The 13391-nt window shown below is 67.6% G+C and carries 11 protein-coding genes; 7 read left to right on the top strand and 4 right to left on the bottom strand.

The features are described from left to right. Positions 1 to 354 precede the first annotated feature (354 nt). The 6 genes from ACFU4Z_RS35885 to ACFU4Z_RS35860 all read left to right on the top strand — a co-directional run bounded on the left by ACFU4Z_RS35885 (position 355) and on the right by ACFU4Z_RS35860 (position 7377). The gene (locus ACFU4Z_RS35885) at positions 355 to 1224 is read left to right on the top strand and encodes a 3-hydroxybutyryl-CoA dehydrogenase (protein ID WP_379072689.1); all 870 of its coding nucleotides are present in this window, start codon (positions 355 to 357) and stop codon (positions 1222 to 1224) included. 358 nt (positions 1225 to 1582) lie between these two features. Further along, a complete protein-coding gene (gene metE / locus ACFU4Z_RS35880) occupies positions 1583 to 3886 on the top strand; it encodes a 5-methyltetrahydropteroyltriglutamate--homocysteine S-methyltransferase (protein ID WP_379072687.1) in 2304 nt (767 codons plus the stop codon). Positions 3887 to 4047: 161 nt separating this feature from the next. Next, complete coding sequence (locus ACFU4Z_RS35875) at positions 4048 to 4473, top strand: VOC family protein (RefSeq protein WP_379072685.1); 426 nt, start codon at positions 4048 to 4050, stop codon at positions 4471 to 4473. Continuing rightward, positions 4473 to 5045 carry a TetR/AcrR family transcriptional regulator gene (locus tag ACFU4Z_RS35870; protein ID WP_379072683.1) on the top strand — a complete coding sequence of 191 codons (573 nt, stop codon included), beginning with the start codon at positions 4473 to 4475 and terminating at the stop codon, positions 5043 to 5045. Before ACFU4Z_RS35875 ends, ACFU4Z_RS35870 begins: the two co-directional genes overlap by 1 nt. Positions 5046 to 5291: 246 nt before the next feature. Beyond that, entirely contained in the window at positions 5292 to 5435 is a 144-nt protein-coding gene (locus tag ACFU4Z_RS35865; protein ID WP_379072681.1) for a hypothetical protein, read from the top strand. Positions 5436 to 5601: 166 nt separating this feature from the next. Continuing rightward, positions 5602 to 7377 (top strand): DEAD/DEAH box helicase, encoded by a 1776-nt coding sequence (locus ACFU4Z_RS35860; protein WP_379072679.1) that lies wholly within the window; start codon positions 5602 to 5604, stop codon positions 7375 to 7377. 305 nt (positions 7378 to 7682) lie between these two features. Here the strand turns inward: ACFU4Z_RS35860 and ACFU4Z_RS35855 are convergent, their stop codons facing one another. The 4 genes from ACFU4Z_RS35855 to ACFU4Z_RS35840 form a co-directional block, all read right to left on the bottom strand. After that, positions 7683 to 8414, bottom strand: coding sequence for a ZIP family metal transporter (locus ACFU4Z_RS35855; protein WP_379072677.1), 732 nt, complete (start codon positions 8412 to 8414; stop codon positions 7683 to 7685). 189 nt (positions 8415 to 8603) lie between these two features. Continuing rightward, entirely contained in the window at positions 8604 to 9152 is a 549-nt protein-coding gene (locus ACFU4Z_RS35850) for a TetR/AcrR family transcriptional regulator (RefSeq protein ID WP_379072674.1), read from the bottom strand. A gap of 277 nt (positions 9153 to 9429) precedes the next feature. Beyond that, complete coding sequence (locus tag ACFU4Z_RS35845; RefSeq protein ID WP_379072672.1) at positions 9430 to 10668, bottom strand: AI-2E family transporter; 1239 nt, start codon at positions 10666 to 10668, stop codon at positions 9430 to 9432. 185 nt (positions 10669 to 10853) lie between these two features. Then, entirely contained in the window at positions 10854 to 11906 is a 1053-nt protein-coding gene (locus ACFU4Z_RS35840; protein ID WP_379072670.1) for an NAD(P)-dependent alcohol dehydrogenase, read from the bottom strand. Positions 11907 to 12131: 225 nt separating this feature from the next. On the opposite strand from ACFU4Z_RS35840, the gene ACFU4Z_RS35835 reads away from it, so the two are divergent. Beyond that, on the top strand, positions 12132 to 13253 hold the full coding sequence (locus ACFU4Z_RS35835) for a S1C family serine protease (protein WP_379072668.1): 1122 nt from the start codon (positions 12132 to 12134) through the stop codon (positions 13251 to 13253). Positions 13254 to 13391: the final 138 nt, after the last annotated feature.

Genomic DNA, 13391 nt, shown 5'->3' with positions numbered 1-13391 from the left:
CGGCCCGCGCCCCTTGCTTATCTGAGACCGGGGTTCCCTCGGGGGGGGGCTGCGCGGTCCGCCGGCTCCCCCCCCCCCCCCCCCCGGCCGCGAACGGGCTCGTAAGACTCGCCCGGTGCGTGGTTGCGTAAGCAGTCCGCGTCGCCAGCCTGTGTATCGCATGGGAAATGAGGTTTCCCGACGTGAATACCGATAGCCCTCTACTCCAGTAGGGGTGTGCCGCCCTCCCCGCCGAACAGCCCTCGGCGGGGAGGGCATATCCCTATACCTTGGACCATCGAAGGCTCGCCGCGGACCGCGTCGCTCCTTCGCCACAAGCCACCCGATTGCCAGACAAACCAGCAGGAGCGGGACGTGAGCAGCGAGAAGATTCAACGCGTCGGCATTATCGGCGCCGGACAGATGGGTGCCGGAATCGCGGAGGTGTGCGCTCGCGCGCATATCGACGTGCTCGTCTTCGAACAGACTCGGGAACTAGCCGCCGCAGGCCGTTCCCGCATCCTGCGGTCACTCGACCGTGGCGTCAGCAGCGGCAAGATCACCGAGCGTGAGCGCGAGCAGGCCGCCTGGCGGCTGCGGTTCACCGCTGACCTCGGCGACTTCGCCGACCGCCAGCTGGTGGTCGAGGCGGTGCTCGAGGACGAGAAGGTGAAGACCTCGATCTTCAGCGAGCTCGACAAGGTCGTCACCGACCCCGACGCGGTGCTGGCCTCCAACACCTCCTCCATCCCGATCATGAAGATCGCGGTCGCCACGGCGAACCCCGAGCGCGTGGTCGGCATGCACTTCTTCAACCCGGTTCCGGTGCTGCCGCTCGTCGAGCTGGTCACCACGCTCAAGACGAGCGAGTCGGTGTCCAAGCGCGCCGAGGCATTCGCGGGCGACGTGCTCGGCAAGCAGGTCGTCCGCTCGGCCGACCGCTCCGGCTTCGTGGTGAACGCGCTGCTGGTGCCGTACCTGCTGTCCTCGATCCGCATGGTGGAGTCCGGCTTCGCCACCAAGGAAGACGTCGACAAGGCGATGGTGCTCGGCTGTGCCCACCCGATGGGCCCGTTGGCGCTGACCGACCTCGTCGGCCTCGACACCGTCAAGTCGATCGCCGACTCCATGTACGCGGAGTTCAAGGAGCCGCTGTACTCGGCCCCGCCGCTGCTGATGCGCATGGTCGAAGCGGGCCTGCTCGGTAAGAAGACCGGCGCGGGTTTCTACCAGTACAAGGTCTGAGTTGATTTGCAGCGCCTGCGGCTGTGTTTGATGTGCAGCGCCTGCGGCGCTGCGTGTTCGCGGCCCCGAAGGCTCGCGTCCGAGCGGCCGAGACTTGCGACTTCGTCGCATGCGCTTCGGCCACTCGGACGCGAGCCGGCCGCGAACGGTCGCTCGTAAGACTCGCTCCGTGGTGGGTGGGTCGGCTGAACACCATCCGGCCTCAGGAACGGCCGGGTGGATGGGGTTATCGGCATAAGCTGCAAGAAGGCGAGTCGTGGTCGCGGCTCGCTCGAACACCGAGAGCGCAGCGCTGTGCGGCGTTCCACCGTTCGGCGGTGGGCGTCAGCGCAGGTGATCGAAAGGGAGCATCCCGCGCATGGTCAACGTCACCGATGGTTACGGGTCGAGCATCCTCGGGTACCCGAGGATCGGACCGCACCGGGAACTCAAGCGGGCCCTGGAGGCCTATTGGCGCGGCGGGGCATCCCGCGACGAGTTGCTCGCGGTCGGGCGCGACATCCAGGAACGGCAGTTCAACGAGCTGGCCGCCACCGGGCTCACCCAGGTTCCCGGCAACACCTTCTCCTTCTACGACCATGTGCTGGACAACGCGCTGCTCTTCGGCGCGGTGCCGACCAGGTTCAAGCCGCTCCAGGACGAACTGGACCCGCTGGACTTCTATTTCCTGATGGCGCGCGGTCGTCCCGACCTGCCGCCGCTGGAGCTGGTGCGGTTCTTCGGCACCGCCTACCACTACCGGCAGCCCGAACTCGATGAATCCACCGAGTTCTCACTGCATCCCGAGGCATTGCTCGACGAATTCGACAGGGCCAAGGAACGCGATATCGAGCTGCGCCCCGTGGTGCTCGGCCCGCTGTCGCTGCTGCTGCTGTCCAAGGCCGGGCACGTGCCGGGCGAGGCGGAATTCGACACCCTCAGCCTGCTCGACAAGCTACTTCCGGTGTACGAGGAGCTGTTCGAGATTCTCGCCAAGCGCGGGTCCACCTGCGTGCAGCTGGACGAGCCATGTTTCACCGGTGAGCGCAGCCCCGCCGAGCTGGCCGCGTTCGATAAGGCCTACCAACGACTTTCGAAGGCGCCACTGCGGCCGCGCATGCTGGTCACCGGTCAGTACGGCGACTTCGGCGAAGCGCTGGCCATCCTGGCGGGCACCAATGTCGAGGCCATCGGCCTGGACCTGGCGAGCTTCCGGATCGACCCCGAGGAACTCGCGAAGGTTCCCGGCATTCGGCGTAAGCGTTTGTACGCCGGTGTGATCAGCGGCCTCAATGTGTGGCGCGCGGACCGGTTCGTCACGCTGTCCTACCTCAACGAGCTGGCGAAGGTCTGCCCCGACCTGGTCGTCTCCACCGGTACGACGCTGCTGCACGTGCCCTACGACGTGCTCGCCGAATACGACATCGAGGGCAATGTCGCCGATCGCCTCGCCTTCGCGAAACAGAAGGTGGGCGAGGTGGTTTCGCTCGCCAAGGCGCTCACCGAGGGGCCATCGGAGAAGTGGCGCAAGCGGCCGACCGAGGTGCACTTCAAGCAGAAGCACGCAGTGCGGCAACGGGTTTACGCGGTCACGCCGGATATGCGTGAGCGTGCGCCCTACGAGGTGCGCCGAGAAGCCCAGCAGCGCAAGCTTAATCTGCCGCCGGTGCCCGCGACCACGCTGGGTTCCTTCCCGCAGGCCACCCGGATCCGGCAGGCCCGCCACGATCTCGGCGAGGGCAGGTTGTCCTACGCGGAGTACCGCAAGAAGGTCGAGGCCGAGATCGAGGCCACGATCCGCCTGCAGGAGGACATCGGCCTCGACGTGCTCGTGCACGGCGAGCACGAGCGCAACGACATGATCCAGTACTTCGCCGAGCTGCTCGACGGCTTCGCGACCACCCACTTCGGTTGGGTGCAGGTGTACGGATCCCGTTGTGTCCGACCGCCGATCATCTATGGCGACGTGTCGCGTCCGGCTCCGATGTCGGTCGAATGGATCACCTACGCCCAGTCGCTGACCGACAAGCCGGTCAAGGGCATGGTCACCGGTCCGGTCACCATGATCGCGCGCTCGTTCGTCCGCCAGGACCAGCCGCTGTTCGAAACCGCCGACCAGGTGGCGCTGGCGATCCGCGACGAGGTCGTCGACCTGGAGCGCGCGGGCATCTCGATCATTCAGGTCGACGAGCCCGCCATTCGCGAAATGTTGCCGCCGCGTCCCGTCGGCCGCGCCGAATACCTGCGCTGGGCCGTCGGCGCATTCCGCCTCGCCACCTCCGGTGTGCGGCCGGAAACTCAGATCCACACGCATATCAACTATTCCGGTCGTGCCGAGGTGGTCGAGGCGATCGAGCAGCTCGATGCCGACGTCACCGCGCTCGTCGCGACCCGCTCCATCGAATGGGTGCTCAAGGCGCTCAAGGACGACTGCGCCTCCGGCCACGGCCTGAGCCACGGTGTGGGACCCGGTGTCTACGAAAGCCGTTCGGCGCGCATCCCGGACATCGATGAGCTCGACGAATTGCTCACGGCCGCAGCCGAAGCGGTGACGCCGGAACGACTATGGGCGAATCCGGACGGTGGTTTGAAGACGCGACACTACTGGCAGCTCGAGCCGTCGCTGCGCAATATGGTCGCGGCCGCGCGCCGGGTTCGTCGGCGGGCGACGTCGGCCGAATAGCCAAAGCTGAGGGCCGCCTTCATGTCCGAGTGATGTGGGGGCGGCCTTAGCTATTCCGGCGGCTGTCGGAGTGTCGGCCGCGGGCCGGTGCCTCTTCCGGCCGGCGATTCGGTGAAAGCGGTCTCTTGATATCGGTACAGTACGTACCGTATCTTTGAACTATGGTGGATACGACCGAGACCTGGCCCGAGTCGTTGCCGGTGGCACAAGTTCGGATTGCTCGACCCACCGATCGTTTGGCAGAGGTGGTGCGGTTCTATGTCGAAGGGCTCGGGCTGCGGGAGCTGTATCGATTCGAGAACCACGCCGGCTACGACGGAGTGATGCTCGGGCTGCCGGGGGCCGGGTACCACTTGGAGTTCACCAGCCACGCCGACGGCAGCCCCGGCGACGCGCCCAGTGCGGAAAACCTTCTGGTGCTGTACTTCTCGGGCGAAGCGCAGATGTACTACGTGGCGCAGCGGCTCGGCGATTTCGGTGTGGAACCGGTGGCTGCGGAGAACCCGTACTGGGCCGAGCACGGCGGACTGACCTTTCCGGATCCGGACGGCTGGCGGGTCGTGCTGATGCCGCGACCGGTCTTCTGATGGCGGGCAGGGCGCGCGAAGACCGGATCGATGCCGCGGTGCTCGCGGCGGCTCGGGAACTGCTCGATGAAACCGGCTACGCAGACCTGTCCATCGGCCAGATCGCCACCCGGGCCGGTATCCATCGACCGGCCATCTACCGCCGCTGGCCATCGAAGCGGCACCTGGTGGTCGATGTAGTCGCCGACCTGCTCGGTCTTCACCCGACCCCCGACACCGGCGACCTCCGCGCCGATCTGACCATCGCACTGCGCAATCTCGTTGCGGCACTGAGGGATACCTCGCTGCACCACGTCCTGCCTGCCCTGGTCGCCGACCTCGCCAACGATCAGGCCCTGCGAGAGCACTTCCTGGCCACCGTCTTCGAGCCGCGCAGGCACACCACCGCAATCGCGCTCGCATCGGCAATCCGCCGCGGCGAGATCGACCAGAACCTGGACATGGACTTCGTCCTCGACGCCATCGCCGCCCCCATCTACTATCGCGCCCTCTTCGGCCACCTGCCTCTGACCGACACCCTCGCCGACCAATCCGTCGCCGCCGTCCTCCGGATCGTCGCCCCCGCGGCTTGACTCGTGGTAGGCGTCATCGAGGGCGAGTGGCACACCATGGTGTCGGTCTCTCGGCCGTCGCCGCAGCCATGTGCCACTCATCGGCCTCGCACCTGTGCGGCGTCTTGACGCGCTGTGCGTGGCGCTCGGGTTGCGTGGCGTTGCGGCGGCGATTGGGGTGCTGACCCGCTGTACGGACATTTGCGGCAATGTCGCGTGGCGTTCGATGACGAAAGTCACCTTCACGGAGCGGCTGATGGATGCGCGATGGTGAAATCGCAGGCCGCGGTACGGGTGTCGGACGAGAGTGCGGTGCCGGACTGCGGGTCGCCGGTGCGTGGCGTCGGCTTTCCGGCAGTGACCTACGACGCCCCTGCCGGAGAAGGCGCGGAACTGCGCTATGGTTGCTAGTCGGCGATTGTTGATCTTGCACAGTCGCCCTATGTCCGTCGTGGATGTCTTTCTTTCGCGTCGGCCCCGCAGCTGGGTGTCCTAACACCGAACGCAGGTATGGACACACCATCCTTGCGTGCCGCTGCGGTACAACCCCCGATGCCGGAAAGGCACCCGTACTTCTATGACGACTCGTTCCTCGAGCTCTGCCCCTGTGACCTCTTTTGCCGCGCTCGGCGTGCGCAAGAAGCTGGTCGACGCCCTCGTGGCGAACGGCATCACCGCACCGTTCCCGATCCAGGCCGCCACCCTGCCCGATTCGCTCGCCGGCCGTGACGTGCTCGGCCGCGGCAAGACCGGCAGCGGCAAGACGCTGGCCTTTTCCATCCCGATGGTCGACCGGCTCGCCGGCGGTGTGCGCAAGCCGGGTCGGCCCGCCGGCCTGATCCTCGCCCCGACGCGTGAATTGGCCACCCAGATCACCGCGACGCTCGAGCCCATGGCCGTGGCCTGCGGGTTGACGGTGACGACGATCATCGGCGGCGTCTCCCAGGTGCGGCAGAGCCGCGCACTCGCCGCAGGCGTCGATATCGTCGTTGCCTGCCCGGGCCGGCTGGAAGATCTGATGCGTCAGCGCGTGGTGCACCTCAACGAGGTGCAGGTCACCGTGCTCGACGAGGCCGATCACATGGCCGACCTCGGGTTCCTGCCTTCGGTGACCCGGATCCTCGCGGCCACCCAGCCGACCGGCCAGCGCCTGCTGTTCTCCGCCACACTGGACAACGGCGTGGACAAGCTGGTCAAACGATTCATGCGCGATCCCGCATCGCACTCCGTCGACGAGGCGAACTCGCCGGTGGCCGCGATGACCCACCACGTCTTCGAGGTCGGTGGCGTCGACGCCAAGAACGCGCTCGTGCGCACCCTGGCCTCCGGCGGCGGCCGCCGAATCCTGTTCATGCGCACCAAGCATCAGGCGCGCAAGCTCGCCAAGCAGCTGACCACCGCGGGCATCCCCGCGACCGATCTGCACGGCAACCTCTCCCAGGTCGCCCGTGACCGCAACCTGGCCGCGTTCACCGATGGCTCGGCGCGCGTGCTCGTCGCCACCGATATCGCCGCGCGCGGCGTGCACGTCGATGATGTCGAGCTGGTTGTGCACGTCGACCCGCCCGCCGAGCACAAGGCATACCTGCACCGCTCCGGGCGGACCGCCCGCGCGGGCAGCGCCGGTGATGTGGTCACCGTCGTTCTCCCGGAGCAGCGCAGGGACGTCGCCGGACTGCTGCGCAAGGCAGGCATCCAGGTGAGCCCGCAGCGTGTGACCGCGGACTCGGCGCCGGTGACCGACCTGGTCGGCGAGATCGCCCCGCTCGTCGCACCGACCTACAACCCGACCGCCTCCACGCACACCGGTGGCCAGGCCCGCAACCGGAACAGCCGCCCGAGCAGCGACGGACGCGGCGCCGCGACCGGTGGCGCCCGCACCCGTGGTGGTCAAGGCGCAGGCGGACAGTCTCGTCGTGACGCGGTGGCCGGTGGGTCGTCGCGGAGCCGCAACGGGCGTGGTGCGAGCGACTCGTTCGATCGCGGTACCGGCTTCGATGGTCGTTCGAGTGGCCGGTCCGAGCGTCCTGCCGGCCCGGCGCGTACCGGTGACGGACGTGGCGGCGGCTTCGATGGTCGTTCGAGTGGCCGGTCCGAGCGTCCTGCCGGTTCATCGCGCAACAGTGACGCGCGTGGCGGCGGCTTCGACGGTCAGTCGCGTGGCCGTGCCGACCACGGTGCCGCAACCGGTGGACAGCGCAGCCGAAACCCCCGTGCCGCAGGCGCTGCCGTCACCCGTGGCGCCGATACCGCCGCAGGCCGGTCCCAGGGCCGCCCCGCGCGCACGGGCACGTCGCACGTTCGCTCGACCTCCCGCGACCAGGCGGCCCCGCCTCGCGCGGGCCGACACTGACCACCGATAGGTCCATCGCGACTGACATCTCGACGAATCGCCTTCTGGCACAACCGAACGGCCCCTCGAGCCCTCGCTCGTAGGGGCCGTTCGGCTGTCGATCCGAGATGAACGCGCCGGGCTGGTGTCCGGTCCGATCCGGGTCGTCCGTCGCGGATCGGCGGTCTCGGCGAGTTGTGTTCTGGCGCAACTGAACAGCCCTCCAATCATTCCGTCAGGGAGTTGTCGGTCGGCTGCCCAGCGCCGGACCCGCTACGGCGGTTGCCGCCACGTTCACGGGAGTCGGCGGCGAGACCGCGCGGCTGTCAGTGGCTCAATGCCGAGACCGCCAGCATGAATGCGGCGCCTCCCACGGTGCAGGCGAGGGTCAGCCGGGAGGGGTGTTGCGCGTGGGCTTCGGGGAGGATATCGGCGGTGGCGAGGTAGAGCAGGAAGCCCGCGAAGTAGCCGAGGTAGAGGCCGACCGCTTCGGCGGGCACGCGGATGACGGTGCCGATTATCGCGCCGACTACGGGGGCGATGGCGTCCAGGGCGAGCAGGGTGAGGGCTCGTTTGCGGGCACTGCCGTAGAGGGTGGTGATGGTGAAAGTATTGAAACCGTCGGCGAAGTCGTGACTGATCACCGCGATGGCGACGGCGATGCCGACGGTCGCTCCGGCTTGGAAACCGAGTCCGATCCCGAGACCGTCGAGCATGCTGTGAAAGATCAACCCGGCCGCGGCAAGCAGCCCCACTGACTCGAACCCGTGCTTGTGCGTACCGAATTCGTGTTCATGACCGGTGTGCACGGCAACCGCACGCTCGATGACATGGATGGTGAGAAACCCGAACACCGTGGCGATCAGCGCGTCGGGCACCCCGAGCACAATATGCGCGGACTCCGCCAACGCCTCCGGCAGCAGATCGAAGAAGACCACCCCGAGCATCACCCCCGCCGCCACCCCGAGCACCAAATGCCTCCGGTCCCCGATCCGCACCGCCACCAGCCCCCCGACCAGCGTCGAACACATAGACGCCAACGCCAGCAGGATCGCCATCGATCCAGCATGTGCCACGGCCTCCCGTCGCACTGACATATCTGCCCGGCGAGTTGGCCCCGTGCGCGCCGCTCGGGCGATGAGGTGCGCGCGGGGCAAGATGTTGCCGGGCAACCTCTCGGCCCAAGGCGAGCGGGACATGACGGAGGGACCAGGCGATGACCGCCGCAGTCATGTCCCGCTCGCCGGTCAGGCCAGCGTGGCCAGGGTACGGAGGCCGGTGCTGATGTCGGCGGCGGTGGGGGCGTGGTCGGGGTCGACCAGCCACTGGATGAGGAGGCCGCCGATCAAGGTTTGGAGGACCGCGCCCAGATGTGGGTCCTTGGCGGTGGGGGCGAACAACTCGCCGAGTTCGGCGCGTGCCAGGGCTTGGGCGTCGCCCAGTTCGGCGCGGAGGTCGGGGGAGTGCAGTGCCTGGGCCAGGCTTTCGACATTCGCCGACCAGAGGGCGCGGTTTTCGGTGAACGAGCTGATCAGCTGCTGGAGAAAGGTGTCAAGGCGTGCGCCGGGGTCGTCGGCGTCGCTGTCGGGCAGTGCGGCGAGGATCTGCTGGACCGCGGTGGCGCTGGACTCCACCATCGCCTGATTCAGGAGCTTGTCGCGGGTGCCGAAGTGGTAGTTGATGGCCGCCAGATTGGTGCCGGAGGCGGCCACGATGTCGCGCACAGTGGTTCGCGCGTAGCCGCGTTCGGCCAGGCATTGTTTGGCCGCGGCCAGCAGATCTTCTCGGGTTCCCACTGCCGAACCATAGCAGGAGGGCATACGTCCGTTTGTGACATACGTTTCAAACAAGTGTCAGGGACGGGTTCGACGGCTGTGGCCGAGCGCGACCGCTCCGATCTACGAGTGCGGCCACGCCGTGATCGTCCGACCCGACTTCGCGCCGGACCGCCCGCGAGCACGGTGCTCGGATTGCGCCTCCGGTGCGGGAGTTCCCCTGCCGTCACGCGGAACGCGGATCCCGTCGAGTGCGCGCACGTGGTGGAGCCGCCATGCGGGCCGCGCCGTCTCGCGATCAGTCCGTCGGCGCTCGCCCGCCCCGCGTGAGCCGAATGGCCAACTGCCTGGTCCACTTCGGGCGATCCTTCTTGGGTGGCACCGGCAGGTCGGAGTGGATATCGGACTCGACCTCGTACCGACGGACATACGCGCCGGCGAAGGCTTGAACGGTGGCCGTCACCGGAATGGCGAGCAGCGCACCGGTTGGCCCGAGTATCGCCGCCCCCGCGAGCACCGCGCCGAACGCGACGGCGGGATGCATGTCCAGGGTGGTCGCGGTGATTCTCGGCTGCAGCACATAGTTTTCGAACTGCTGGTACACGATGATGAAGCCCAGAATCCACAGCGCCGTGCTCGGGCCGTGCACCAGCGCGACGACCACCGGCAGCGCACCGGCGAGATAGGTGCCGACCGTCGGAATGAACTGCGAGACAACGCCGACCCAGAGCGCGAGCGCGAAGGCCGACGGCACATCGAGCACGCGCAATGCCACGTAGTGCGCAATGGTCGAGCAGAGTGCGAGCAGCCCGCGCGAAAAGATATAGCCGCCGGTCTTCTCGACGGCGATGTCCCAGGCGCGCAACACATGTCGCTGGCGGTACGGCGGCAGCAGCGAGCAGACGGCGTGGCGGAAGCGCGGACCGTCGGCGGCGAAGTAGTAGGTGAACAACAGCACGCCCAGGGCTTGGAAGAGCACGCCGACCGCGGTGGTGCCGATGCCCCAGACATTGCCCGCCAAGCCGTCCAGGTAGCCCTCGATGGTTGCGCTGCGATCCTTGGCGATCTTCCCGATGTCGGTGCCGGACAAGTCGGTCTTGAAGGTGCGGTTGATCCAGTCGACCGCCTGGTCCGCGTATTGCGGCGCGTTCTTGACCAGCGTGGTGACCTGCTCGACGAGCAGCGCGCCGAGTGTCCACACAAAGGCGACGCTGAGCACGGTCAAGCCGAGGAACACCAGCCCGGTCGCCGGTCCGCGGCGCAAGCCACGGGCCGCGAGCCAGTTCACCGCGGGTTCGATAGCGAAGGCGAGGAACAGCGAAATCAACAGCACCGTCAGCAGCCCTTGCAGCCGGGTCAATAGCCAGAAGCCGCCGACCAGACCGGCCACCGTCGCCGCGGCGAGCAGGAACGCACGCAACAGCCAGGGCGGCGGCCCCGCTGTCACATCGTCGGTGACCACCACATCGTCGGAGTTCTCCGGAGCTTTGCCGCCGGGAGCCTTGTCGATCGGCGAGCTGTCTTCATCCGCAGGCACAACAGTCCTCCGCCTCTTTCAGCAGGCAATCGGGGTGCGCCGAGGCCACCTTCGCGGGCCTGCTGTCGAGTGGCCTCGGCTGCTGGGTGCACCGGTGAGTCACCCGTGTGCATCCTAGATCCGTTGTTCCGCCGGTAATCCGATGAACTGCCGGGGCCGCCGACCAGATGGCTGGGTCTGGGCCGCTAGATCGTCGCGGCGTCGATGACGAACCGGTAGCGGACGTCGCTCGCGACGACCCGGTCATAGGCGCCGTCGATCTCGTCGGCCGAGATCAGCTCGATCTCCGCGCCGATGCCGTGCGCCGCGCAGAAGTTCAGCATTTCCTGGGTCTGTGCGATGCCGCCGATCATCGAGCCCGACAGCGAGCGCCGGTAGGCGGAGAGGCTGAAAGTCTTGACGCTCATCGGATTCTCGGGCACGCCGAGTTGCACCAAGGTTCCGTTCACCGCGAGCAGACGCAGGTAGTTGTCGATCGGCAGGTCGGCCGAGACGGTGTTGAGGATGAGGTCGAAGCGGTTGCGCAGTTCGCGGAAGGTCTGCTTATCGCTGGTCGCGTAGTAGTGGTTGGCGCCGAACCGCTTGCCGTCGTCCTGCTTGCCGAGCGAGTGGCTGAGCACCGTGACCTCCGCGCCCATCGCCGCCGCGATCTTCACCCCGACGTGTCCGAGTCCGCCCATGCCGATGATCGCGACGTGCGTGCCCGGTCCCGCCTGCCAATGCCGCAACGGGGAGAACAACGTGATGCCAGCGCACAGCAGCGGCGCGGCCACATCGAGCCCGATGCCCTCGGGAATCGAGAGAACGAAATGTTCGGTCACCACGACCTGCGTCGAGTAGCCGCCCATCGTGTAGCCGCCCGGCTGGACGGCCGGATCGACCGGCGTGTTGTAGGTCATGGTGGCGCCGGCCTCGCAGTACTGCTCCTCATCGGCGAGGCAGGGGCCGCAGACGCCGCAGGAGTCCACCATGCACCCGACGCCGACTCGGTCTCCGACCTGATGCTTGGTCACCGCCGAGCCGACCGCCGCGACGATGCCCGCGATCTCGTGCCCCGGCACGCAGGGGTACTTGGCGCTGCCCCATTCGTCGCGCGCGGTGTGGATGTCGGAGTGACAGATACCGGCGTATTTGACGTCGATCAACACATCGCGCGGCCCCAGTTCACGGCGCTCGATGGTGATCTTCTCGAAGGCGCCGTCGGGCGCGGGCATGGCGTAAGCGGCAGCGGTGCTCATGACTGCGCCTCGCTGACGCTCGGCTCCGCCATACCCGCACGCGCTGTGCATATCATTCGCTCGCTGCCCTCGCTCATGCTTACATGCCTACCGCTGCATGCGCGTGTTTGACAAACGCCTCGCCGGATAGGCCGCGCGACGCGGGGGTGTTCGTGGAATCCGCCCGGCGCGATAATGATCTCCAGCCACAATGGAATTCATCAGGTCCAGCCGAGGCGGGAGACGATGGACGACGAATGGCATCGCGTGCCCGAGCGGGGTCGGGCGGCAGGCGGTGGGCGTGCGCTCGCGCTGGTCGTCGCCGCGATGCTCGCGGCCGCCGCTTTCCTGGGGTTCCGTGGCGAACTGCCCGGCTGGCCGACCGGCGGACCGGACACCTCGCCCGCGTTATCGGAGCCGGTACGGCAGCTGGACCCGGTGGCGGTCGCGCGCGTCGTCCAACCGGCACTGGTGAACATCAGCACCTCCAGCCACTCCTCCGGACCCGGTGCGGCCGGGTCGGGAATCGTGCTCACTCCCGACGGGCAGGTGCTGACCAGCCATCATGTGGTGAAGGGCGCGGAGATCGTCACGGTCACCGATGTCGGCAACGGGCTGGAGTACGACGCGACAGTGCGTGGTTACGACTCGGGCGCCGATATCGCGCTGCTGGAACTCGGCAACGCGGCCGACCTGGTGATCGCGACTATCGGCACCTCGTCGGACCTGCGCATGCGCGACGAGGTGCTCGCGATCGGCAATGCGGGCGGCACGGGCGGCACCCCGACCGCGATCGCCGGAAGCATCACCAATCTGAACAGCACGATCGTCGCGCTCAATTCCGCCGACCTGTCACGCAAACCGCTGTCCAACATGCTCGAGGTCGCCGGGGCGGTCAGTTCGGGGCAGTCCGGCGGCGCGCTGGCGGATCGGAATGGCGCCGTGGTCGGCGTGATCACCGCGGCGTCGGGCGAGCCGGAACCTGAAATGGGGCGCACCGCGAACGGCTACGCGGTGCCGATCGATGCCGCGATGCGGGTGGTGGAGCAGATCCGATCCGGCACGCCGACCGACACCGTGCACATCGGGCCGACCGCCACCCTCGGCATTCTCATCTCGAACGCGGAGCCCGCGGGCACGGGCGCGCGCGTTGACGTCGCTATCTACGGAATGCCCGCCTATGCCGCAGGCATCGTCACGGGTGACGTGATCACCGGGATCGACGGGCACACCGTCACCACCGCCCAGTCCCTGCGTGCGGCACTGAACATGCGCCGACCGAATGACACCGTGGGACTCGCCGTCACCGGTTCGGGACACGTCCAGCGCACGATCCCCGTGGTGCTGACGGTCGGGCCGCCGAACTGAGCAGCGCCCGAGAACGACGACGGCCGACGGCGCCGGGCCGGCGGCCGGCGGAAAGACATTGCCGCCGCTCGAAATAAAACACCAGTAAACCCCTAATCCTGGGAAACCCGGAAACACCCAAGACCCACCCCCCCCCAA

This window comes from Nocardia sp. NPDC057440 (assembly GCF_042802915.1).
Lineage (GTDB): Bacteria > Actinomycetota > Actinomycetes > Mycobacteriales > Mycobacteriaceae > Nocardia.
This window is presented reverse-complemented; position numbering and strand designations above follow the sequence as displayed.